Source organism: Methanocella conradii HZ254 (assembly GCF_000251105.1).
Lineage (GTDB): Archaea > Halobacteriota > Methanocellia > Methanocellales > Methanocellaceae > Methanocella > Methanocella conradii.
In genome coordinates this window covers 304219-326106 of record NC_017034.1, presented here as the reverse complement: position 1 = coordinate 326106, position 21888 = coordinate 304219, and the positions used below count along the sequence as shown (strand labels likewise).

General features: G+C 52.4%; 19 protein-coding genes. 14 read left to right on the top strand and 5 right to left on the bottom strand.

Translation table 11 applies throughout. The annotated features are described in order from the left end of the window. Positions 1-57 precede the first annotated feature (57 nt). Positions 58-618 carry an XTP/dITP diphosphatase gene (locus MTC_RS01595; RefSeq protein ID WP_014404927.1) on the top strand — a complete coding sequence of 187 codons (561 nt, stop codon included), beginning with the start codon at positions 58-60 and terminating at the stop codon, positions 616-618. Positions 619-975: 357 nt separating this feature from the next. Here the strand turns inward: MTC_RS01595 and MTC_RS01590 are convergent, their stop codons facing one another. The 3 genes from MTC_RS01590 to MTC_RS01580 all read right to left on the bottom strand — a co-directional run bounded on the left by MTC_RS01590 (position 976) and on the right by MTC_RS01580 (position 4969). Continuing rightward, complete coding sequence (locus MTC_RS01590) at positions 976-1713, bottom strand: mechanosensitive ion channel domain-containing protein (protein WP_014404926.1); 738 nt, start codon at positions 1711-1713, stop codon at positions 976-978. A gap of 50 nt (positions 1714-1763) precedes the next feature. After that, a complete protein-coding gene (gene acs, locus MTC_RS01585) occupies positions 1764-3854 on the bottom strand; it encodes an acetate--CoA ligase alpha subunit (protein ID WP_014404925.1) in 2091 nt (696 codons plus the stop codon). Positions 3855-4018: 164 nt separating this feature from the next. After that, a complete protein-coding gene (locus MTC_RS01580) occupies positions 4019-4969 on the bottom strand; it encodes an ABC transporter substrate-binding protein (protein ID WP_014404924.1) in 951 nt (316 codons plus the stop codon). A 139-nt stretch (positions 4970-5108) separates the two neighbouring features. Here MTC_RS01580 and MTC_RS01575 point away from each other — a divergent pair, with 139 nt between their 5' ends. The 9 genes from MTC_RS01575 (at position 5109) to MTC_RS01535 (ending at position 17239) form a co-directional block, all read left to right on the top strand. Beyond that, positions 5109-6023 carry an adenosylcobinamide amidohydrolase gene (locus MTC_RS01575; RefSeq protein ID WP_237705940.1) on the top strand — a complete coding sequence of 305 codons (915 nt, stop codon included), beginning with the start codon at positions 5109-5111 and terminating at the stop codon, positions 6021-6023. A 64-nt stretch (positions 6024-6087) separates the two neighbouring features. Beyond that, the gene (locus MTC_RS01570) at positions 6088-6702 is read left to right on the top strand and encodes a TetR/AcrR family transcriptional regulator (RefSeq protein ID WP_014404922.1); all 615 of its coding nucleotides are present in this window, start codon (positions 6088-6090) and stop codon (positions 6700-6702) included. 12 nt (positions 6703-6714) lie between these two features. Beyond that, positions 6715-10332 (top strand): efflux RND transporter permease subunit, encoded by a 3618-nt coding sequence (locus tag MTC_RS01565; protein ID WP_014404921.1) that lies wholly within the window; start codon positions 6715-6717, stop codon positions 10330-10332. 330 nt (positions 10333-10662) lie between these two features. Next, positions 10663-11538: a damage-control phosphatase ARMT1 family protein gene (locus MTC_RS01560; protein WP_014404920.1), complete on the top strand. Its 876-nt coding sequence runs from the start codon at positions 10663-10665 to the stop codon at positions 11536-11538. A 262-nt stretch (positions 11539-11800) separates the two neighbouring features. Beyond that, on the top strand, positions 11801-14683 hold the full coding sequence (locus tag MTC_RS01555) for a carboxypeptidase regulatory-like domain-containing protein (RefSeq protein WP_014404919.1): 2883 nt from the start codon (positions 11801-11803) through the stop codon (positions 14681-14683). 51 nt (positions 14684-14734) lie between these two features. Further along, positions 14735-15409, top strand: a complete 675-nt coding sequence (locus tag MTC_RS01550; RefSeq protein ID WP_014404918.1) for a hypothetical protein — start codon at positions 14735-14737, stop codon at positions 15407-15409. A 1-nt stretch (position 15410) separates the two neighbouring features. After that, a complete protein-coding gene (locus MTC_RS01545; protein ID WP_014404917.1) occupies positions 15411-15719 on the top strand; it encodes a hypothetical protein in 309 nt (102 codons plus the stop codon). A gap of 10 nt (positions 15720-15729) precedes the next feature. Beyond that, on the top strand, positions 15730-16452 hold the full coding sequence (locus MTC_RS01540; protein ID WP_014404916.1) for a hypothetical protein: 723 nt from the start codon (positions 15730-15732) through the stop codon (positions 16450-16452). A 91-nt stretch (positions 16453-16543) separates the two neighbouring features. Next, positions 16544-17239, top strand: a complete 696-nt coding sequence (locus MTC_RS01535) for a hypothetical protein (protein WP_014404915.1) — start codon at positions 16544-16546, stop codon at positions 17237-17239. Here the strand turns inward: MTC_RS01535 and MTC_RS13240 are convergent. Further along, complete coding sequence (locus MTC_RS13240; protein ID WP_014404914.1) at positions 17236-17397, bottom strand: hypothetical protein; 162 nt, start codon at positions 17395-17397, stop codon at positions 17236-17238. The genes MTC_RS01535 and MTC_RS13240 overlap by 4 nt on opposite strands. Before the next feature lie 47 nt (positions 17398-17444). On the opposite strand from MTC_RS13240, the gene MTC_RS01530 reads away from it, so the two are divergent. Beyond that, positions 17445-18566, top strand: coding sequence for an AI-2E family transporter (locus tag MTC_RS01530; RefSeq protein WP_014404913.1), 1122 nt, complete (start codon positions 17445-17447; stop codon positions 18564-18566). A 24-nt stretch (positions 18567-18590) separates the two neighbouring features. After that, positions 18591-19154, top strand: a complete 564-nt coding sequence (locus tag MTC_RS01525; RefSeq protein ID WP_048189482.1) for a DUF2085 domain-containing protein — start codon at positions 18591-18593, stop codon at positions 19152-19154. Here the strand turns inward: MTC_RS01525 and MTC_RS01520 are convergent. Continuing rightward, on the bottom strand, positions 19117-19707 hold the full coding sequence (locus MTC_RS01520; protein WP_014404911.1) for a DUF2085 domain-containing protein: 591 nt from the start codon (positions 19705-19707) through the stop codon (positions 19117-19119). The genes MTC_RS01525 and MTC_RS01520 overlap by 38 nt on opposite strands. 198 nt (positions 19708-19905) lie before the next feature. Here MTC_RS01520 and MTC_RS01515 point away from each other — a divergent pair, with 198 nt between their 5' ends. Then, positions 19906-20724 carry a hypothetical protein gene (locus tag MTC_RS01515; RefSeq protein ID WP_143767027.1) on the top strand — a complete coding sequence of 273 codons (819 nt, stop codon included), beginning with the start codon at positions 19906-19908 and terminating at the stop codon, positions 20722-20724. 88 nt (positions 20725-20812) lie between these two features. Beyond that, positions 20813-21871 carry a type II glyceraldehyde-3-phosphate dehydrogenase gene (locus tag MTC_RS01510; RefSeq protein WP_014404909.1) on the top strand — a complete coding sequence of 353 codons (1059 nt, stop codon included), beginning with the start codon at positions 20813-20815 and terminating at the stop codon, positions 21869-21871. Positions 21872-21888 lie beyond the last annotated feature (17 nt).

Sequence of the window (21888 nt, the reverse complement as noted above, 5' to 3'; positions counted from 1 at the left end):
CGCATATATTTTGGCCCTGGGAAACGTTTTTTTGCATGAATATACATTGTTATATGCATGCAGAGGCCTACCATCTACTTCGTCACGACCAACGCGGGCAAGCTCCGCGAGGCGAGGGCGCTTTTCCAGGACTATTTTGACGTGGAGCAGGTCGACATGGCCTATCCTGAGCTACAGGATGAGGACCTGAGCAAGATAGCAGCGTATGGCGCAAGGTATTGTGCCGACTTGCTTGGCAGGGAGGTCATCGTCGAGGACTCCGGCCTGTTCATCGACGCCCTGAATGGTTTCCCGGGCCCCTACTCATCTTACGTGCAGAAGACCATCGGCAATAAGGGCATTTTAAAGCTGATGGAGGGCGTTGAGGGGAGGCGTGCCGAGTTTCGCTCGGTGGTCGGTTACTGTAAGCCAGGGGAGGAGCCTACGACTTTCACGGGTATCTGGTGGGGCGATATCCTGTACGAGGAGACCGGCACAAATGGCTTCGGCTTTGACCCCATATTTTCGTACAGGCGCTTCCCCGTGGGGGAGATGACCCTCGAGCAGAAGAACGAGGTGAGCCATCGCCGGCGCTCCATGATAGCTTTCAGAGACTGGTACCTGAGCAAAACAAAGTAATTAACCACAGAGGTACACAGAGGACACAGAGGGTAAATTTAAACCACAGAGGTACACAGAGGACACAGAGGCTTTTATTACTCAAGGGGGCTTCGCCCCCTGAGAGACCCTCTTTCTATCTATTATAAATGAGATTCTTTTTATTTATTGTGTGTCTTCCATTTATCTTCCATTTATTATACTAAATAATGGTATATCAAATGATTGAGCTGTTAAAGGGGGTCTCCGAGGGGGGCGACTAGCCCCCCTTTAGGAAACAAAAATCCTCTGTGTCCTCTGTGTACCTCTGTGGTTTAAATTTACCCTCTGTGTCCTCTGTGTACCTCTGTGGTTAATATAATCCTCTGTGGTGAATTATCATTTTTCGCCGATTGCGATGTCTGGATCGCCCTTGATGCGCTCGAGGAAGGCCATGGTTATGCGGGTCTTGAACACGTTCCTCTCTACTATGGGCGTGACAAACCGGCCCTTAATCCACACGGCCTTTTCCTCAATGTGCACCGTAATACGGGGGCCATTCTCAAGGTCGTGGATGAAGTTGGGGAGGCCGTCGGTAAACGCCGCCCTGGCATCCTTCATGATGGCGTTGTTCTCAGCCCTCAGCAGGTCCTCAAGGATTGAGGCCGCCTTCTTAACGTCACTGGTAGGCTTGAGAGGTATGCGTATCTCGTCAAAGATGTAGCCACATGAGATGAGCTCCTCCTTTATCGAGTAGTCCTTCGAGAAGTTGAGCACGGGCTGGTCCAGGACGACCAGGTTGGGCACGTGGACAATCCTGCCGGTGAGCTCGCCGCCCATCTTCTCGTCCTCCCCAACCTCGTCAAGGATGACGTGGAACAGGCCGATGTGCTTCACGTCGCCCTTCGTGCTTCCGATGCGTATCCTGTCCCCCACGTCGAAGATGTTGCTCGACTTTATGACGAAGAAGCCGGCGAAGCTGGCCAGGTACTTCTGGAGGGCCAGTGACATGCCTATTGCGAGGACGGAGACGTAGATGCTCAGGGCTGGGTTAAAGAAGGGTATTATGATTATCAGGGCAATTAAGGCGATTATGAGCGAAGACGCCAACGTGTATCTAAGCTTTGACCTAAGCACTAACAATCCATCCCATAAAATATTAAATCGTTAAGGATAAAAGCTTGTTCCTATTTGGGGGATATGGCCATGCGCACGTCAAGCGCGAGGCATCCTTTTCCCTTCTCGTAGACCTTAACAGGGTTGATGTCCATCTCAAGGATATCCGGAAAGTCGGTCACGAGCTGCGACAGGCGCTCAAGTAGCTCGGCAAGCTTCTCTATGTCAGAGGGCTTCTCGCCCCTGGTGCCCTCGAGCATCTGGTGGGTCTTGATGCCATATATCATGCCCATGGCGTCCTTCTCGTTCAATGGGGCGACCCTGAACTGTACGTCTTTCAGGACTTCGACATATATGCCGCCGAGGCCGAACATGATAAGCGGGCCGAACTGGGGGTCCTTGTTCATGCCCAGTATGACCTCCTTGCCGCCCGTGGCCATCTGCTGTATCAACACGCCACTTATCCTGCACCTGGGCGCCGCCAGCGAGACGTCCTTCATCATCTTGTTATAGGCGTTCTCCAGCTCCTCGTCGCTACCGATGCCGACGCGCACGCCGCCCACGTCGGACTTGTGGACGATGTCAGGGGATACTATCTTCATCACGACCGGGTACCCTATTTCCCGGGCCGCCTGGAGGGCGTCGCTCACTCCAGCTGCCATCTTATACTTGAGCGTGGGTATCCCGTATGCCTCAAGGACTGGCAATGCCTCCAGGCCGAGCACAGTGATGCCCATCTTCCTGGCGCGGTCGATTATGCCGCGGACCTTCTCCCTGTCTACGTCGAACTGCCGTGGCTGGGGGTAGACACGCTGGCTTATCCTGTTATAGCGGGCCATCATGCGCATGGCGTACGCCGCCCTGGCAGGGTCATCATAGTTATATAGGCCGTGCCTTTTCAGCACCTGCACGCCCTCGTCCATGACCACGCCGCCTATGAAGCAGGGCAGGATGGGCTTATCGGTCTGTTTCTTAATGTCGCATATCACCTCGGCGATTGCAACTGGATCGGTCATGGCCTGCGGAGTGGCCAGGACGAGTATGCCATCCACGCCACTGTCCTTCACCACAGTCTCCAGGGCGAACCTGTAGAGGTGGGCGCTCGCGTCGCCCAGCACGTCAACGGGATTATAAAAGCTCGCAGCGGCGGGCAGCGTTGTCTTAAGGGCGTCCACGGTTTCCTTGGAAAGGGTGGCCAGTCGCAGGCCGTATCGCTCGCAGGAGTCGGTGGCCAGGATGCCCGGACCGCCCGCGTTGGTGATTATGGCAATCCTATCGCCCTTTGGTATGGGCTGCCCTGAAAAGCCCCCGGCCATGTCGAAGAACTCGTACATGGTCTCTGCGCGGATGACGCCAGACTGCATGAACGCAGCGTCATACGCCGCGTCCGAGCCGGCAAGGCTCCCGGTGTGCGATGATACGGCGCGTGCCCCGGCGCTCGTGCGGCCGCTCTTCACAACTATTATCGGCTTCACCTTAGAAACTTCCCTCGCCACCTCTATGAACCTCTTGCCATCGGTAATGCCCTCAAGGTAAGCCAGTATCACCTTTGTGTTCTCGTCGTCCTTCCAGGCCTCCATGAAGTCTATCTCGTTGAGGTCGGCCTTGTTGCCCAGGCTCACGAAGCTGTCGAAGCCGACGCCGGTGGCCTCCGACCAGTCCAGGATGGCCGTTCCCAGCGCTCCAGACTGGGTTATTATTGAAACGTTGCCCGAGGGCGGCATCTTCTTGGCGAACGAGGCGTTACACCTGGTATGGGTGTTCAGCACGCCCAGGCAATTCGGGCCTACTATACGCATGTTATACGAGCGTGCTATCTCCTTGACCTCGTTCTCAAGCCTCGCTCCCTCCACCCCCACCTCCTTGAAGCCCGCGGAAATTATGACGATATACTTGATGCCCTTCTCGCCGCACTCCCGCACCGCCTGGGGCACGAGCTTCGATGGTATGACTATGACCGCCAAATCAATAGGGCCGGGCACGTCGAGCACGGTCTTGTAGCACTTCAGCCCCTCAATCTCCGCGGCATTGGGGTTAATTGGATATATCTTGCCTTCGTAGCCGTTCAGGAGGTTGTCCAGGACCGCCCTCCCGACTTTGCCTTTCACGTGTGAAGCGCCTATCACTGCGACGCTTTCCGGGTTAAACATCTTCTCCAACATGTAGCTCCATACCTGAAAGTCGTTTATTGGTTAATACATTGTAATGATACCGGAGGAATTTACTACCACCGAGATTGACGCTTCTGATAAATAACGTTTACTATAAACTCAATGAAAAATGATGATAAATCTAATAAAATAAATAGGAGAGCCTGTGGCTCTCTTTACTTGAATAGCTCGGGGTGTATTATTTTTGCCATGTCCTGAGCGGCATCGACCACCCTGGGGCCTGGCCTGAATATCGGGTCGGATGCGATTGCGTATACCTTGCCATTCCTTACGGCGGATAGCTGCGTCATCCAGTCTTCGGTGCCATTCCTCAGCTTCTCGAAGTCCGCCTGGCTGTACTGGTCGACGGGCATTATTATTATGTCCGGGTCTGCGTCGATGACGGCTTCCTTGCTCATGGCCTTATAATCGTCTAGCTTGTAGGCCACGTTCTGTCCTCCCGCGATTTTTATTAGATCGTCGCCATAGCAGTTGGAGCCTGCAACGTAGAAGTCGTACGTGTCCAGCAGCATGAGCACCCTCGGCCTCTGGCTGTCGTTCAGCGTGGCGGTCTTATCGGTTATGGCCTTGATGCTCGCGTTTATCTCGTTGCATAGCCTGGTGGCGTTTTCCTCCGCCCCGCAGGCCCTGCCGACGTTCATTATGGACTTGTCGATGTCCGAGAGATTTCTAGGATCGTTGACGAAGACGGGGTATCCCATGGAGTCCAGCCTTTCAGCGGTCTCCTTCTTGGTGAGGGATGCGGCGAACACGATGTCCGGGGTGAGTGCGGCCACCTGCTCGACGTTGACGTTGGTTATCCCCCCTACTTTTGTCTTGTTCAGCGCTTCTGGCGGGTAGTTGCAGTAGTCCGTGACGCCTACGACCCTGTCTCCTAGGCCGAGGGCGAAGAGTACCTCCGTGTTTGTGGGCGAGAGTGATACTATGCGCTCTGGCATCTTTTTTATCGTGACCACCCTTCCCTTGTCGTCCGTGATGCTCATGGGATATTTAGCCGTTGTCGGCCCTGTTGTCGGCTGTACTGTGGGGCTTGTGCAGCCGCTCATGGCCAGAATTGCCACTACCAGGAATATCGAGATTATAATGGTTATGCCTTTCATTTTCATGGTAGAACCTCAAATTTACTTTAGTAAAGTTAAATTTTTTTTATAAGGTATGCGCTTCCAGTATAAATAATTACTTTCCCACGGCGCAATTAAGTATTTATCATGGCCGTAGCATAATGGCGCTAAGAGCTTTTACAGGGTGAAGGCGTTGAGGTACTATGTCCAGGATAAGACGCTGGTCGTGAAGGGAGATTTTGACGGCTTGAGCACCGGAATAGATGGGGGCCGCAAGAAGGTCAAGGCGGTGCTCAACCACGAGGTAGGCAAGGATTTCGACCACAGGGACCCCGTGGCTTACATGGACATGGTGGCCTCGAAGCTTGGCATCGAAAAGCCGTGCTTTTACTTTTTAACCGCCGTGCACATGGAGAACCTGTGCGTGGCCAGGGACCAGCAGGTGACGGCTTTTATAACGGCAGGAGTCAGCAACCCTTGCCATGACTCCATGCCTGGCACAATTAATATCATACTGGTCGTGCATGGCAGGATGTCAGAGGGGGCCATGGCGAGCGCCATAATCACCGCAACAGAGGCAAAGGCTAAGGCTCTATTCGAGATGGGCTTCGACTTCACGGGCACGACCACGGACGCCGTGGGGGTGCTCGCTGAGAAGCCAAAGACAGACGTATGCGGCCCGCTCTACTTCGAGTACTCGGGCACCGGCACGGACATAGGCCAGAGCATCTACAGGTGTGTGAAGAAGGGCGTGGCCGAGGGAATAAAGCGCCAGCATTCTTTAGGCGAGAACCATAGAAGCCGCCTCTTCGTCTACGCCGTCTCGGGCGACGGCCCCCGCTGGATAGAGCACCCCGGGGAGAAGAGCGGAAAAGGAAAGTGCGAGTACTATCCGTGCCACTTCGAGGGCCAGGACTGCACCCACTGCTTCTGCCCACTATACCCATGCGAGGACCCGGAGCTGGGCGAGTGGATAAAGAGCAGCCGCGGGTACCCCGTCTGGACCTGCAAGGACTGCACCATTTTACACAACAAAAAAGCGGTAGAATACCTCGCAAGGCACCCCGATGCAGACGTTAAGAGGCTAAAGTCCATATAAAGTAACCCTTATATACTAAAAGCATATACTGACTAACAGTCAGTCAGTACAGGTCGTACAGCTCATGAGGGTTACAAAAGCCCCCGAAGTAAGGCGAAAGGAGCTTGTGGAGGCCGCCGAGCAGCTCTTCAGGGAAAACGGCTGGGAGCAGACCTCGGTGAGCGACATAGTAAAGAAGGTTGGCGTGGCCCAGGGCACATTCTACTATTATTTCAAGTCAAAGGACGACATCCTGGACGCCGTGCTTGAGCACTACCTGAAAGACCACCTCGAGCGTGCCGTAAGGGATATACTATCAGATGGCTCGCTTGACGCCATGCAAAAGCTTCAGCGTATCGTCAATGCCACGCTCACCTTCCAGAAGGGGGACAGGAACCTGATAGAGTTTCTGCATGCGGATAAGAACATGGTCTCCCACCAGAAGTACATGGTGAAGGTGAGAGACGTCTTCGTGCCCCTCATCACCGAGGCGCTGGAGGAGGGCATAAGAGAGGGCTTTTTTACCATATCCTATCCGCGGGAAACGGTTGAGCTTCTGCTCGTGATGTTCGCATACCTGCACGACTCGGTCGCCCTTTCTCCACCAGGGGAAGAATGCGAAAGAAAGCTAAAGGCGGCCGAGGAAATAGCCATAAAGGTACTCGGGCTGAAAACGGGTAGCATCCGGCTTAACGCCTAAAGAGGTATTAGCATGGTATCCATATTCAGTAAGCTTGGCGAGGTCGTCACCAGGCATCCGTGGGCGATTATCGCCATATGGGCCATAGCCCTGATCATATCGCTCCCGCTCGTCGGGATGTTCACCGGCAACCTTCAGTATGACGTCCAGAAGTTCATACCGAAAGACCTCGGGTCTTATCAGGCAAAGGATAAGTATGATGAGCAGTTCCCAGGGAATTATAAGAACCAGATACTAGTGGTGGTGGAGTCTGATAACAAGACGGCTGCCATGCATTTTATCGATGAGCTGGATGGAAGGGTGAAGGGCGATGCCGCGATAAGGAATGTCACAGGCACCTCTTCCATATACAGCGTGCAGAGGGATGCCGTCGTTAACATGACGCCCGACCTTTATCGTGGCCTGTACGATGCCTTCGATAACGCTAGCGATGGTAACCGCAAGCTGTGGAACGCCACCGATACCGTGCTGAATACGAGTAATAGCCTTTACTGGCTTTGGGATAACGTCACCGAGGCCAACAGCGAGTTTTATAAAGCTCGTAAGATGGTCGTTGACTCGAGCGCCAAGCTTTACTCTGCCAGGGACCAGGTGGTGGCGGCCAGCAATGGCATGTACCAGATAAAGGACGCCGCTGACCTGGTCTATGGTATACCGGCCGTCTATGTGTATGGCTTCAATGGGGTTTTCAACGGCTCGAACGTCGACCAGGCCTGCGCCGCGGGCTATAACGCGACGATGAGGGGCGCAGTCAACCCCATATCGGACCAGCAGAGTAAAGCTATAGCCACCGGCTGGCTGGATACCTTTAACGCCACATGGTACGGGAGGGTTTCAGCCAACCAGAGCGCTGCCACAGACCCCACGCTGGCAGGGCAGGTCATCAGCAGCGCCGGGCCGGCCTATTTTGACCATCTAGGACTGCCCGCGCAACAGCAGGGCATTTTCGACGGCGTGCTCCAGTTCGGCATGGATAGATGGCAGAATGGAGACAGCTTAAAATATAGCATCGTCGGGCTGACCATGCAGATGCAAGGCCTGACGTCGGACCAGGACAGGGCCCGGCTAGCGTCCATCTACGACCTTGGCAGAAACCCGTCAGACGCCGCGATCCTTACAATCCTCACAGCCGGGGCGTCCGATAAAAAATCGATAGAAGACATCTTTTACCTGGGCAGAAACCCCTCGGACGGGGCAATCGGCAACTACCTCGTCAACAAGGCAATAGCCGCCCTCGGGGAAAACGCAACTCAGGAGGCGAAAGACGTCCTGTGGGACGCATGGAACATAGGGCCAACGGCCACAAAACAGGACTTCGACGACTACGTACTGAAAAAGGTGGGCAAGGGCCTCAACCAGACAGAAAAGCAGTCCCTACAGGAGATATATGGCTGGGGACCCAACCCCAACGAGAGCATCGTCAGGGCATACGTACTCAGGGAGGCGGGCAAGGGCCTCAACGCCACCGAAAACCAGACCCTAGCCGAGATATACGATTTAGGTAGATGCCCGGACAACGAGACAATTAAAAAGTACGTAGTCTCAAAGACAATGACCGAATTGAACCTGAGCTGCAACGACACGTACTTCATGGCACTGCTAGGCCTTGAGAGAAATATGAGTGAAGAGCAGCTCAAGGATTTCGCCAGGGCGTGGGAGGCGGAGCACGGCTACGACGATCCTATGATTTTGCCACACTCGGTGGTCGACAGCCTCGCGTCGGGCAACGTCACGCTCTACATAGTATCCACGTCCGACTACGAGGAGGCCGAAAGCTCGATCGAGTCGGTGAAAGAGATAAGGTCTCTCGTTTCAGGCCTGCTAAAAGAGGACGGCTATAATGGCGTCAAGGCGTATGTGACGGGCACGACGGCCATGTCAGTGGACACCGAGAAGTCAGCGATGGACGACGTGAACAATATAGACAAGGTAACCATAGTGCTCGTCCTCATACTGCTCGGCCTATACTTCAGGTCCTTCCTCACGCCTTTCATCCCCCTCGTCATAATAGGCATAGCCGTGGCCGTGGCCTTCGGCTTCATGGGCGTGGTAAGCGCCCAGATAGACGTGTTCTACCTCGTCATGACCTTCATGGTGGTGATCATGCTCGGGGCGGGCACGGACTACTGCGTGTTCATGCTCTCAAGGTATGCGGAGGAGCGCTCAAAGGGGGCGGAGGTCATCGAGGCGGTGAGGACGACGGTGGCAAACGCCGGCAAGAGCATCGCGTCGAGCGGCTCCACCGCCATGATAGGCTTCGGCTCGCTCATGCTCATAGACAGGGGGGTGTTCCAGTCCATCGGTATAGGGACGGCAACGAGCATTCTCTTCTCCATGCTTGTTGCGCTCACCCTCGTGCCGGCCGTCCTGACCGTGGCGGGAGACCGCGTCTTCTGGCCCAGGAAGCTTTACAATGCAGGGCCTGGCATTACCGCCGGGATATGGCGGGGCATAACGTCTCGCGTGCTGAAACACGCCAAGGCCATAATAATCATAGCGTTCCTCGTGACGGTGCCTGCCGTCTACATCTATGGCCACCTGGAGCTGGGCAACGACTTCGTCTCGATGATGCCCGAGAGCGCCGAGAGCAAGATAGGCTATGACCTGTTGAACGAAAACTTCGGGAGCGGGGCGCTTGAAAAGGGCATGGTCATAGCCACGCTCCCCGAGCCGATAAAAGTAGACGGCAACTACTCGCCTGAAGCCCTGGACAGGGTGGAGAGGCTGTCAGCCCTGATAGCTGACACCCCGGGCGTGGACAAGGTCTACTCGATGACCAGGCCTGAGGGCGCCACAATTGACTACGATAACCTTTCAGCATACAAGGGCGCGGAGAAGGAGTTCTACGAGGACTACATGAACGATAGCATAGGAGCCGATGGCAGGACCACGCTTATTTACGTGGCGTTCAACGGGTCGCCGTTCTCGTTGAGCTCGCAGAAGGCCATAGACGAAATCAAGGAAAAGCTTAAGGCTTACCAGGCCAGCGAGGGCGCGGGGACCACGCTGCTCATGGGAGGCGGGGCGGTTGGGACATACGAGTACCAGAGGCTATGTACCGACAAGTATAGCCTGGTCATACCCGTCGTGCTCATAGGGATATTCATCGTGCTCATGCTGCTCTTACGCTCCCTTTTCACCCCCGCCAGGCTGATTACCACCCTGCTCCTCAGCATCGCGTGGACGCTCGCCATCTTTATCCTGGTGTTCCAGGTCTGGCTTAACGCCTCTGTCTACTGGATACTGCCCATAATACTGTTCTGCGTGCTCATGGGGCTGGGGGTGGACTATGACATTTTCCTGGTGAGCAGGATAAGGGAGGAGGCGTTCAAGGGCAGGAGCGATGAGGAGGCCATCGAGCACGCTGTCGAGTCCACGGGCACCATAATCACCCTGTGCGGTCTGGTGATGGCGGCCGCCTTCGGCTCCATGATGATCTCGGGCACGATAATGCTCAAGGAGTTCGGCTTCGTGTTGTGCCTGGCCATCCTCATGGACGCCACGCTCATGAGGCTGGTGGTCGTGCCATCCATCATGGTTCTTCTCAAGAAGTATAACTGGTGGATGCCTTTCGTCAAGGATGAGCGGGCCGCCATCGCCTCTACGCAAGAGGCCCAGAAGCCCAAATGATGCCAGGCCTTAATGGCTTTGGCATCTTTTTTACTCCTGTGATTGAAGGGGGTTTTATGTGATAGTGGATGGTTGGCACCACATCTTCTTTTACTATGACTGAGGGGGCGCGCCGCGCGGAGCGCTCTAGTGACCGCGCGGAGCGCTCTAGTGACCGCGCGGAGCGCTCGAGTTAAAAGCAAAGCGAAGCCCCCCTTTAGCCTCAAAATAAAAGAACCATCTGCCTGATCATGTCTTTTTCGTGCTAAACCGTCTACCCAGCCATAATGATTCAACATAGAAATTGCATCGAAAAAGCATATATGGCCCTTCAGCACTACAACGATACTCATGAAGTCTGACCCGAGATGCGCCCCCTGCCTGTTGAACCGTGTATTGTACGAGGCCCGGCTTTCCACGAAGGATGAGGCTCTCATCTTTAAGGCCGTACAGGGCGGCCTTGACTATCTGAGCGAGCACTTCAGGGAGGGCGTCAGGGCTACTGATGTTTCCACGGGTATTCATCGTAAAGTGTATGGCATCCTGGGGGACGATGACCCCTACAGGGAGATGAAAGCGCAAAGCAATGCCATCGCCTCTAAGATGATGCCCTCGGTGAGAAAGGCAATAGCAGGGGCGCCTGAGCGCGACCGGTTCAGGCTCGCCGTGCTCGCCTCCATCGTAGGGAACAACTTCGACTTTGGGCTGCAGGAGCACCAGGTGGACATAGGCGGCTTCGAGGCGCTCTTCAAGGAGGAGATGGGGAGGGGCCTGGACGTGGACGATACCGATGCCATCATGGGGCTGGCCCAGAACGGGAAAGTAACATATCTGACCGATAACTGTGGGGAGATTTACTTCGACGAGCTCGTGCTGGAGATGCTAAAAGACGCCGGCTCCCACGTCACCCTTGTGGTGAGGGGCGGCAACATCGTGACGGACGCCACCATGGAGGACGTTCGCAGGATGGGCCTTGATAAAAAAGTCGACAGGGTGCTCACGACTGGCTCAAACGCCATCGGCGTCTGCCTCAAAGAGCTGCCGCCCGAAACCCTGAAGGCGATGAAAGAGGCCGACGTCATAATCAGCAAGGGCATGGCCAACTACGAGGCGCTATCCGATGAGGGATTCGGGCCGATAGCATACCTGCTAAGGGCCAAATGCGAGCCAGTGGCACGGTCCATAGGGGCCAAAAAAGGGTGGAACGTGGCAAGGCTAGTACGATAGCATGGGCATAGAGAGTTGCTAAAAAAGTCCGGGAGTCATCTACATTGGAGCAGGCAGCACCTGATTTTTTTTAATCGGCTTATAAATAGTTTATATAAAAAGATTACAAATATGAGATAACTATATATACTCTAAATCATTTATAATTACATTACTTAGGTATCGATTGCTATCAAACCAATTGGTTATGTCTTATTAGATCTGAGACTTAGGCTTTTACAAGCCTAATCTATTGGATATTTACGTATTGAGGGGTATTTACATGAGAAGGGTCCGTATAACGTGGGTATTCGTATCGATATTTTGTATAGTGTTAATGATCTCAGGTGGCATTACTTCTGCCGCATATAGCGATCCGACCACCGATAATCAAATGACTATTAGTGATATTGCTAATAATATTGATATTATAAATGGCTCGACGAATACGCCGCCTGCAGACTATGTGCCGGTGCGTTCTGCGCCTTCAGGAAATACGCTAGGGATGCTGATGACGGCATCAGCGGCTTCTCAAAGTGGAGGCTCGAAGGCGTTGCTTGTCGAAGATGTATTACCGTGGGGTTATCCCTCTAACGAGTATGCGCTGAATGAACTTGGGATCACTTATGACGTGTTCGGTTCCAGCAGTTTGGCGACGACCGATTTGAGCAAGTATGAGATGGTCATCATAGCATCAGATCAACAAACGTGGACTTATAACAATCTTGCAAGTAATAAAGATAAGTTCGCCAGCTACGTGTATAATGGCGGCGTCCTGGTCGCCCATGCTACCGACGAGGGATGGAATGCCGGGCACTGGAGTAGTTCTTTCCTTCCAGGGGGTGTAACGCACGTCAATAATATTAATGAATATCTTAGCATAGTGGATTCGAACAGCCCAATCGTGAGCGGTATTACTGATGCAGAGTTGGACGGGTGGCATTACTCCACGCACGGCTACTTTGCCAATATTCCGGCCGACGCCCATATAATCATAGGCATTACCGGTAATCCAACGGGCTATCCGACCTACATAGAGTATTCGTATGGCTCCGGGAAAGTACTCGCTACCATGGAGACAATAGAATGGCCGTGGAAGCGCGTAGCGGATGGCGCCACATGGTTCAATGAACAGAAAAACCTGTTGAGGAACGAGTTCAAGTATGCAAGCGGGTTATCTGGTACGAATAAGGCGCTGGAATACGTGCCCAATTTATGGTTTGACTCCAAAGAGAAATATTATCCTACCTCCCCCTTCTTCTACACCGATGACATTATGCAGACGAGCGGGGAAAAGAGTAAAAATAACTACTTAAATCTATCGTTCGCGGAAAAGATGGATAAAGCCACTATATATTACCATACAGTGGACACTGGATCGGAAATTGTCTACGAGTACTGGTTCTATTATCCATATAACGATTTCATGAACAAGCATTATCATGACTGGGAGAGCGTATTCGTATTCACGGATAAGGCTACAGGCAATGTGGACAAGGTGGCGGCGTCGGCGCACGAGTGGTATATCCCGAATAACGTTCTCGATAACCCCGGAAAAGACCACATAGGGATATTAATCGAGGATGGGTCTCATGCGAGTGCTATCGATAAAGACGATGATGGAATAGCGGATTTCAGTGACGTAAGCAATGCGTTTGTATACGGGGTCATAGTTAATAGAATCCCGCCATCCACGACGCCATTTATATTACCATTTGCTTACCAGACGTGGGGGTTTGGGCGATTCTATCCATACTTGTGGAGTAGCGGTGCGAAAATCACGCACGATGCACCCTATTTGAAGGTAATCGAGATTACGGATGACTTTATCGGTAAGTTCGATGGAATGGATACGTTCCCCTATTCGCCTGACCAGGGTGTTCCTGTTTATATACCAGTACCGTTTGTTGAAGGAGATCGTGTGGTTAACGTGGGAGGGGCCCCGCCAAAGCACCCGTGGGATCAGCCAAATTATAATGAACCGTATAAGATCCTGACTAGCTTTAAGGACCTGGTAAGCGTGGTCGCCAAAGACATATATTATAAAGAAGTGGGTGGTGCCATCGTTATCATCATGAGTAACCAGACTTATTATACGTTCACTAACGAGACGGGCTACTGCATGATGGCTAATGTAACGCCGGGCATACACGAGGTAGTTGTGAACGCTGACGGCTATTCATCATATATACAGAGGTTCGATCATGAAGGGAACACCAGCCTGGGAGTAAACGGTACTCTCTTCCTCGTTCCAACGCCCGAAGCATACCGGATTGAAGGCATCGTTACAGACGTTAAAGGTAACATAATGGCTAATTCCACTGTAAACATTTATGATGAGAATGGTACGATGGTCTACACGACGTTGACCGATGATAACGGCACGTATATTACGACCGGATCCTCGAAGCACGTCTATACGGTTGAAGCGCTCTATGGTAACAAGACCGCTGAGCATTATAACCTCTCGGGAAAGCCTGGAGATACCGTTGATATCAACCTCACAGTGGCTTATCCGTCCATTTGGGCGAATAGCACGATAACACAATACGATGCGATCAGGATATCCGGCGGTAAAAACCTTGTTAATGGTGCAGTCCATTCAAATGATGGGATTAAGATCAGCGGATCGGGCAATATATTGGATGGCGCGACTGAATATTCGTCCTATGCCCAGAGTACCGGTAGTAAAAACATTTATGTGCCGATAAAGATTTCATCTAAGGCGATGCCTTTACAATATGCTATAGAAGATTATAAGCCCGATGGGGTAAAGGCTTTGTCAGCAGAAGCCAGCGGGAAGTACCATTTCATCGATGACGATCTAAACGTATCAGGACCTAACTTCGCTTTGGACGGGCTGTATTACGTGACAGGCAATGTTACCTTGAGCGGAAATAAGATCACAGGAACGTTTACTATCATCGCCGGGGGGAGGATTGGTGTTAGCGGCGAAGAGTATAATTGCACCTCCTATGTAGATGATATTCTTTTCTTCTCGAACAATAGTATAAAAATGTCCGGGAGTAAGAGTATCTTCAATGGCATATTCTATACTCTGCCTGGAGAAATAGGAGTTTCAGGGTCCGCAAACACCATTAACGGAGGCATAATAGGAAATACGATCAAACTGTCAGGCTCGGGAAATACAATAAACGCCATATGAAAGACGAATGGCTAAAAACGATAGTTTAATTTACTATAGACAGAGGTAAGCATGGAATTGCTTAAAGTAGGATGGCTTAAATACGCGTTATCGGGGGCGGCAGGGTTCGGTGTAGGCGGCGCTATATGGGGATATCTTATTTTTTCTTCGTTTATTTATTATCTTACTTCTCCTTTTGATTATTTTTACGGGGCAATAGCCCTAGGAGTTATCGGCGGAGTGGCCCTGGCATTATTTTCTAAAGATTTGAAGAGAATACTGCTTTTTCCATTGCTGGGCGTTATCAGTTTTGTCATCGGCTTTGTGATCGTCTCTATATTCAGTTATCCAATTATGTTGTTTTCCCCCCTCTATCTACCGCTGTACATTTTCGGCGAAAAAGCCGGGCTATTCATGTTAAAACCCGAGCTATATGTAGGGCCGCTGGCTTTAGGTTTTGCTTTTATGGGAGATCTGGCGGGGCTCGCGTATGGCCTTGCCTATGGCCTTACCTCTAGGAAAAGCATTCCATATGCCTTTTTATACGTCTTTTTGTTTATGCTGGCAGGGATGATTGGTTTCGGCATCGGCTCGCTGGTAAGCCCGGTGATCGGGAATCTCGTCGGAATGGCGTTCGATTCTCTTTTAGCTGCTTACCTGGTGACCTTCACCATCGTAGGGGCGATCCCCGGCGCTCTGCTCGGGATGATTATGTATCTGGCGGATAAATCACCGTCTAAGCCATGATATGAAATCGCTAATGGAATTAGACCCGAATACAAAGCTGCTCCATGACATGGTCGATTCCATCCCGGATAAGGGCTTCGATAAGAATGCGGAGCAGCGCAGAAATGCGCTTCATAATAAGATAGATGCCGTGGAAAAGACGCTGAGCGAGAATGACAGCAATGGCGCCACGAATAAATTACAAAATGACATAAAGGATAAGCTAGAGAAATGGCTCGTCGATTATGAGCCTGATAACCCGACACAACCAACAAAGGCTGAAGCGTTATCCCTGGTCGATGAGATTACTAATCGGCTAAGCATACTGTGAGCAGATTGATATGAAGAGTAATAAAAAGCTAATCTACCTGATGATCGGTTTAGGAGTGGTTTTACTTGCTTTTTTACTCTTCATATACATTTTTAACGTTTATCACGTGAGCTATAGTGGCGATAAAGGTATTGCCGAGTCGAAGGCAAGGCAGGTTTTTTTCTGGAAAGATTTTCCATTTACTGTCATACCCTATAGCGTTTATATAGGTCAAAAATATGATCCCTTTTTTCAGCATCATTCACTCTATTGGGTACGCGGCTATACCGGAGGGTTTCTGCCAGGCATCGGTAACGTGGTCATTGCCATGGGGGAGGATCACAGGGCATATTCTTTGCCGGATGAGTTCAATGAAGTGGTAAAAGGCGAGAATATCAGCGTTGATTCGGATGCAAAAGCATTATTGGCGGCGAACGCCTATGTCAATAGCTCTTGCGTATATGGGGTAGGGAAGCTATTGTATAACGTATCCGACGTACCAGGGCTTTCCATCGTTAATGGCACTTATCAGGATGAAACGAGAAGAATGCAGGGCGAGAGGTTGAAAAGCGTGATAACGCCGCCCGTCGTGTCTTTAGAAGACGATGGGTATGTCATAGATTTTTACTCGTGGAAGGAACTGATGGGCGCCCTTGAGAAATGGAAGGTCAAGGTTGGAAAAAATGGTGCTATTACCGTTATTAGTGAAGAGGAAATTGATTCACAGATAGGTAATAACTTCGGGCTTGGATGAGCAAGTAGCGAATAAATTGCAGAATGACATTAAAGATAAGGATGAGTGGATAGAAACGATAATTCCATTTTTATGATAGGATGGGGATAGTATGGAATTACTTAAAAATGGGTGGTTTAAATATGCCTTATCTGGGGCGGCAGGGTTCGGTGTAGGCGGCGCTATATGGGGGTATATTATTTATTCGTCGTTTATTTATTATCTTACTTCACCTTTTTATTATTTATACGGGGCATTACCCCTGGGAATTATCGGTGGGGTAGCCCTGGCATTACCTTCTAAAGATATGAAGAAAATACTAGTTTTTCCATTGTTGGGCTTAATCGCGTTTGTCATCGGCTTTTTGATTATTGCCATATTAAGCTATCCGCTCGTATTATTATCTCCGCTCTATCTGCCGCTATATCTTATTTTAAGTGAAAAAGACGCCATGTTATTCATGTTAAAACCCGAGCTTGATGTAGGGCTGCTGGTTTTAGGATTCACATTTGTAGGGGCGTCGGGAGGATTCGCATACGGTATTGCTCAGGGCTTTACCTCCAGGAAAAGCATTCCATATGCCTTTTTATACGTTATTTTATCCATGTTGGCAGGGGCGATTGGTTTCGGCATCGGCTCGTTGATAAGCCCGGTAATCGGGAATCTCGTTGGAATAGCGCTCGACTCCCTTTTAGCTGCTTACCTGGTGACCTTCACCATCGTAGGGGCGATCCCCGGCGCTCTGCTCGGGATGAGCATGTACCTGGCGGATAAACCACAATCTAAACCAGGATATGAAAATCGCTAGTTACCTGAAGGCTTCATGGTCTTGCCAATGCACTCCCTGGAGTCCCGGGCCTTCCAGTAGCACTCCTCAGAGTCGCACAGGTAGCGCCCGAACATCGCCTTTGTGGCATCCTTCCCGCAGATGCCACACTTCTTGCCCTTGAAAAAGTCGCTTACCATCAGCCATACATAAGGTTTTTCAGGTTATAAACATTTACCTACACAGGATGCAGGGGATATTCAAGAGGGCGTATGACGCAAAATGGGTAATCTTCGGCGTAGCGCTGGTATTGCTATTGCTATGGGTGGCGTGGCCTTTCCTCGCGGTAATAGTATACGCGATTTTTATATACTATATAGCCAGGCCCATAAAGCGCAGGCTGAGGCCGTACATCAAGAACGACTCGCTACTCGTGGCAGCGTGCATGTTTCTGCTCGTGCTCCCCCTGCTCCTCATCATAGGCTACACGCTACTCGCCGCACTATCGCAGTTCAGCTCACTGGTGGCTGGCATGGGACTCCAGTCGATATCCCCAGGCCCTTTATCGAACCTGAGCATGGCGGTCGCGCAGCATAACCTGACGATTGAGAAAGTCGTGTCCGGCGACTTTAGCGTACCGGAGGACTGGTACGGGATGCTGCCCGGCTATGGCGGCTCCATAGCCAGCCTGCAGCATCTTCTCGTAGCCACAGGGGGCACGGTAGTGGACGTCATCTTCAAGGTATTCCTCATGCTCGTAATCGCCTTTTACCTCATACGGGACGATGAGCGGATAAAGTCCTGGGTGGCGTCCACGTTTCCCGACATTATACAGGAGCACGACCGCATGCTGGGAAAATACTTTAAGGCGGTGGACGAGGACCTCGAAAAGATTTTCTTCGGCAACGTGCTGAGCATCGTGTTCTTCGCCATAGTGGCCGCCATCGTCTTTAGCGCTCTAAACGTTTTCGCACCGCCGTCCATGGACATACCCTCGCCCATACTCATGGGTATCCTGTGCGGGGTCTCGGCGCTCGTGCCAGTCGTGGGCATGTACCTCATCACCGTGCCGCTATTCCTGTACATATTGATAAGCTCGCTGGCAGCGGGGACGTTCATCACAAGCATATCCTACTGCATCTTCATGGCCGCCGCCGTCCTCGTCTTCGTCCAGACGCTGCCCGAGCTTTTTATCAGGCCGTTCATAGCCAGCGGACAGGTGAACACCGGCCTCCTGATGTTCGCCTATATTCTCGGGCCGGTCGTGTTCGGCATCGCCGGGCTCTTCATAGGCGCGATAGTGCTCGTGCTGCTCACCCACTACTTCAGGATAGTGGTGCCCACGCTTACCAAAGCATCAAGGATATAAATGAACAGCGCCTTTTATGGCCTGATGAGCAGGCTTGAAGGATATATTATCGCTTTTGGCTCCTTCGTGATAAGGCACTGGCTAAGCATCGCGAACGTCGCTTTGCTGATATTCATAGCCCCAATCGTTTTATACCCATACTTCATGTCCACCGGAGACCCCGCCCTGGTGGCCATAGCAGGTGCCATCAAGGCCGGATACCATGCGACCTGCCACCAGCTCCCAGAGAGGTCCCTCTTTATCTTCGGCTACCAGATGGCGGTATGCTCCAGGTGTTTCGCCATCTACGTATCCTTCTTAGCGGGTGGGCTGCTTTTCTATTTCATCAGGAAGCGGCTTAAGCCGTTCCATATCGCCTATTATGCCTTATTGTGCCTGCCGATGGCCATCGATGGCTTCGCCCAGCTTTTCGGCGTGCCCCTCCCGCGAGGAATTGGCCCGGGCATGCAGCTCATCTGGACCGTGGAGAGCACTAACGAGATAAGGGTCGTCACGGGCGCCATATTTGGCCTTGGCAGCGCCCTCTTCGTGATGCCTTACATGGAGGAGGTCATGAAGATCGAGGGGGAATCCGTGCGCTACGCGTGAAAGGCCAGGCCATGCTTTTTATCCTTTGAAGCACTAATTTCGCATTCTCGCCATCGCCCCTCATCGCGGTGGCCACGAGCTCCAGAAGCGCCCAGGTGAACGGCACCGCCCATGCGAGGAGGTAGGCGTAGCCCAGGCCATACGGGAATCCAGTTATAAGCCTCAAGAGGTTAGTGCTCTCCCGCAGGCCGAGGTACTGGGTGAAGCCGTCCACGCCAGTGGGTACGAATAAAAGGATGAGCAGAGGCCAGCTCATCCTGAACTCTCGTCCGCCATACCCCCTGATCCTGAAAAAGGCCAGCCCTAATGCCGTAGCCACGTAAATGGAGGCGCAGCGGGCGCACACGGGCATCTGGACCCCATTGAAGAATAGAGACCGCCATGGGAGCTGGTGGCAAAAGAGCGAGAAAAACCTGAATACGGCATCGGATATGGCTATTGCAAGCGGTGCCGGCCCCAGGATGGAGAACAGCATCCACGGTATGAAGATTGCGGCGGCTATGGCAACATAAATGACCACGATTATGTCGAACAAAGCCCTTTTAATGTCCATCGTGACCACAGAATGATACCCCTTTAGGTATAAATGCCTTTATGGCATCGACGCATTGTCCGCCTCTTGCGCCTCCACGCCCGTACTTTCGGCATCCACCGGCGCGCCAGGGCCGCGAAAATTGAAGGAGGCGGGCGCGGCTAAACACCCTTTCCAATGAAGAATGATTTAGCCCCCGCATACACCCTCTCCCTAGTGATGCTAAGAAAATGCGTCGTCATAGCCATGGCCTTGCTGGCGCTGGCGCCAGCCCTGGCACTGCCAACGACATCACAATCGCCAGAAATCGGCGTATCACAGATACCTGTAGACCTGCCGCAGGAATACATGGAGGGGGGCAACGCCCCGGGCACCGCCTCATACTATGAGGCCAGGTACAGGAGCGCCGTGGTCAGCAACGTCCTGACGTTCCAGAAGAAGATGAACTCCGGGAGGGTCGCGTTCGGCCGCCAGATGGACAGCCAGTACTTTAACACAAGGTACTGGGAGCAGGCCTACGTAGATGGCAGCCAGTTCTGGAAAGTCAAGGGCGGGGTGAGCAATACGGAGGCGCTGAACGACTTTATCAGCCCCACGGGCGGCAAGTACAAGCTCGACTGCGCAGCGGCCATCAATCTAATACTGCTCAAGTCTAAGCTCGACGTGGTGGGCGAGAAAAGCTTCAATAAGCACCTGCCAGTTTTAATGATACGAGGCTGGAAGACATATACCATCAAGGATGGCAGCTTTGAGGAGTACCAGACCCTTGAGGTGTGGAGCGGTGACGAGCGCACCCCCGGGACGCCTGAAGGCCTTAAGGTTGGCGACTACGTCTACTTCAAGAACCATCCCATGATGGAGGGCACGCCGGAACAGGGAGAGAACGCCATTTACCTGGGGCGGGATAGGTGGGGCAGGCCCCTGTTCTTCGGCCTGAACATAGGGATACGTGCCGGTATCATGCACCAGTACGGCATCCTCACCACTGAGAGGGGCACCATCGACCCCGAGGCCTTGAAAAGGATGGCGGAATCATGAATAACTCCTAAAGGCGGTAGTAACTGGTTATACCCTTCTCGTAACATATAATATGAGACGCGATAATATATAATGAGAGGAATTTCGCATGGCAGATAAGATCAAGGTAGCGCTCAATGGCTACGGTACAATAGGAAAGCGCGTGGCCGACGCCGTGATGCGCCAGGACGACATGACGCTGGTAGGAATAGCCAAGACCAAGCCAGACTACGAGGCATACGTGGCAAGCCATAAGGGTTATCCCATTTACGCCGTCGACCCGGCGAAGGCCGGGCCGAAGTTCAAGGCCGCAGGAATTGAGATAGCAGGCTCCAACCTGGACATGATAAAGAAGGCCGACATAGTGGTAGACTGTGCCCCCGAGGGCATAGGAGAGGAGAACAAGAAGATATACGAGCAGCTAGGCAAGCCCGCCATATTCCAGGGCGGCGAGGAGCACGAGGTGGCCGGGACGTCCTTCAACGCCGCAGCAAACTATGGGGAGGCGATTGGCAAGAAGTTCGTGAGGGTCGTATCGTGCAACACCACCGGCCTGTGCAGGCTCATATACGCAATAGATAAGGCCTTTGGCGTGCAGAAGGCCAGGGTGGTGCTGGTGAGGAGGGGCGGCGACCCCAATGATGCCAAGCGCGGCCCGCTCAACGGCATCGTGCCCGACCCTATACAGCTGCCGTCCCACCACGGCCCAGACGTCCAGACCGTTCTTCCGCACATCAACATAGAGACGGCCGCCATGAAGGTGCCCACCACGCTAATGCACATGCACTTCGTGAACATGAGTTTAAAGAAGAGGCCCTCAAGGGAAGAAGTATTAGACGTGTTAAGGCAATGGCCGAGGCTCTGGCTCATACCCTCATGGTATAACATCAAGTTCACCGGCGATGCCATCGAGTTCGGCAGGGAGCTCGGCAGGTCCAGGAACGACATCATGGAGAACGCCATCTGGGAAGAGTCAGTGACAGTGGATAAGGAGGGGGAGTTTAACGCCTTCCAGGCCATCCACCAGGAGTCCGACGTCATACCTGAGAATATCGATTGTATCAGGGCCATGACTGGCATCGAGAAGGATGGCATGAAGTCCATGGCTAAGACTAACAAGGCGCTGGGCATAGGAAACTTTAACCCGTGGAAGCTCGCTCCGCCGTAAAAGGGATAAGCCTTTAA

Bases quoted from the DNA above. Each gene is read 5' to 3' on its own strand.
- MTC_RS01595 (WP_014404927.1), top strand. From the start codon at position 58: ATGCAGAGGCCTACCATCTACTTCGTCACGACCAACGCGGGCAAGCTC.
- acs (WP_014404925.1), bottom strand. From the start codon at position 3,854: ATGTTGGAGAAGATGTTTAACCCGGAAAGCGTCGCAGTGATAGGCGCT.
- MTC_RS01580 (WP_014404924.1), bottom strand. From the start codon at position 4,969: ATGAAAATGAAAGGCATAACCATTATAATCTCGATATTCCTGGTAGTG.
- MTC_RS01570 (WP_014404922.1), top strand. From the start codon at position 6,088: ATGAGGGTTACAAAAGCCCCCGAAGTAAGGCGAAAGGAGCTTGTGGAG.
- MTC_RS01565 (WP_014404921.1), top strand. From the start codon at position 6,715: ATGGTATCCATATTCAGTAAGCTTGGCGAGGTCGTCACCAGGCATCCG.
- MTC_RS01560 (WP_014404920.1), top strand. From the start codon at position 10,663: ATGAAGTCTGACCCGAGATGCGCCCCCTGCCTGTTGAACCGTGTATTG.
- MTC_RS01555 (WP_014404919.1), top strand. From the start codon at position 11,801: ATGAGAAGGGTCCGTATAACGTGGGTATTCGTATCGATATTTTGTATA.
- MTC_RS01550 (WP_014404918.1), top strand. From the start codon at position 14,735: ATGGAATTGCTTAAAGTAGGATGGCTTAAATACGCGTTATCGGGGGCG.
- MTC_RS01545 (WP_014404917.1), top strand. From the start codon at position 15,411: ATGAAATCGCTAATGGAATTAGACCCGAATACAAAGCTGCTCCATGAC.
- MTC_RS01540 (WP_014404916.1), top strand. From the start codon at position 15,730: ATGAAGAGTAATAAAAAGCTAATCTACCTGATGATCGGTTTAGGAGTG.
- MTC_RS01535 (WP_014404915.1), top strand. From the start codon at position 16,544: ATGGAATTACTTAAAAATGGGTGGTTTAAATATGCCTTATCTGGGGCG.
- MTC_RS13240 (WP_014404914.1), bottom strand. From the start codon at position 17,397: ATGGTAAGCGACTTTTTCAAGGGCAAGAAGTGTGGCATCTGCGGGAAG.
- MTC_RS01530 (WP_014404913.1), top strand. From the start codon at position 17,445: ATGCAGGGGATATTCAAGAGGGCGTATGACGCAAAATGGGTAATCTTC.
- MTC_RS01525 (WP_048189482.1), top strand. From the start codon at position 18,591: ATGAGCAGGCTTGAAGGATATATTATCGCTTTTGGCTCCTTCGTGATA.
- MTC_RS01520 (WP_014404911.1), bottom strand. From the start codon at position 19,707: ATGGACATTAAAAGGGCTTTGTTCGACATAATCGTGGTCATTTATGTT.
- MTC_RS01515 (WP_143767027.1), top strand. From the start codon at position 19,906: ATGCTAAGAAAATGCGTCGTCATAGCCATGGCCTTGCTGGCGCTGGCG.
- MTC_RS01510 (WP_014404909.1), top strand. From the start codon at position 20,813: ATGGCAGATAAGATCAAGGTAGCGCTCAATGGCTACGGTACAATAGGA.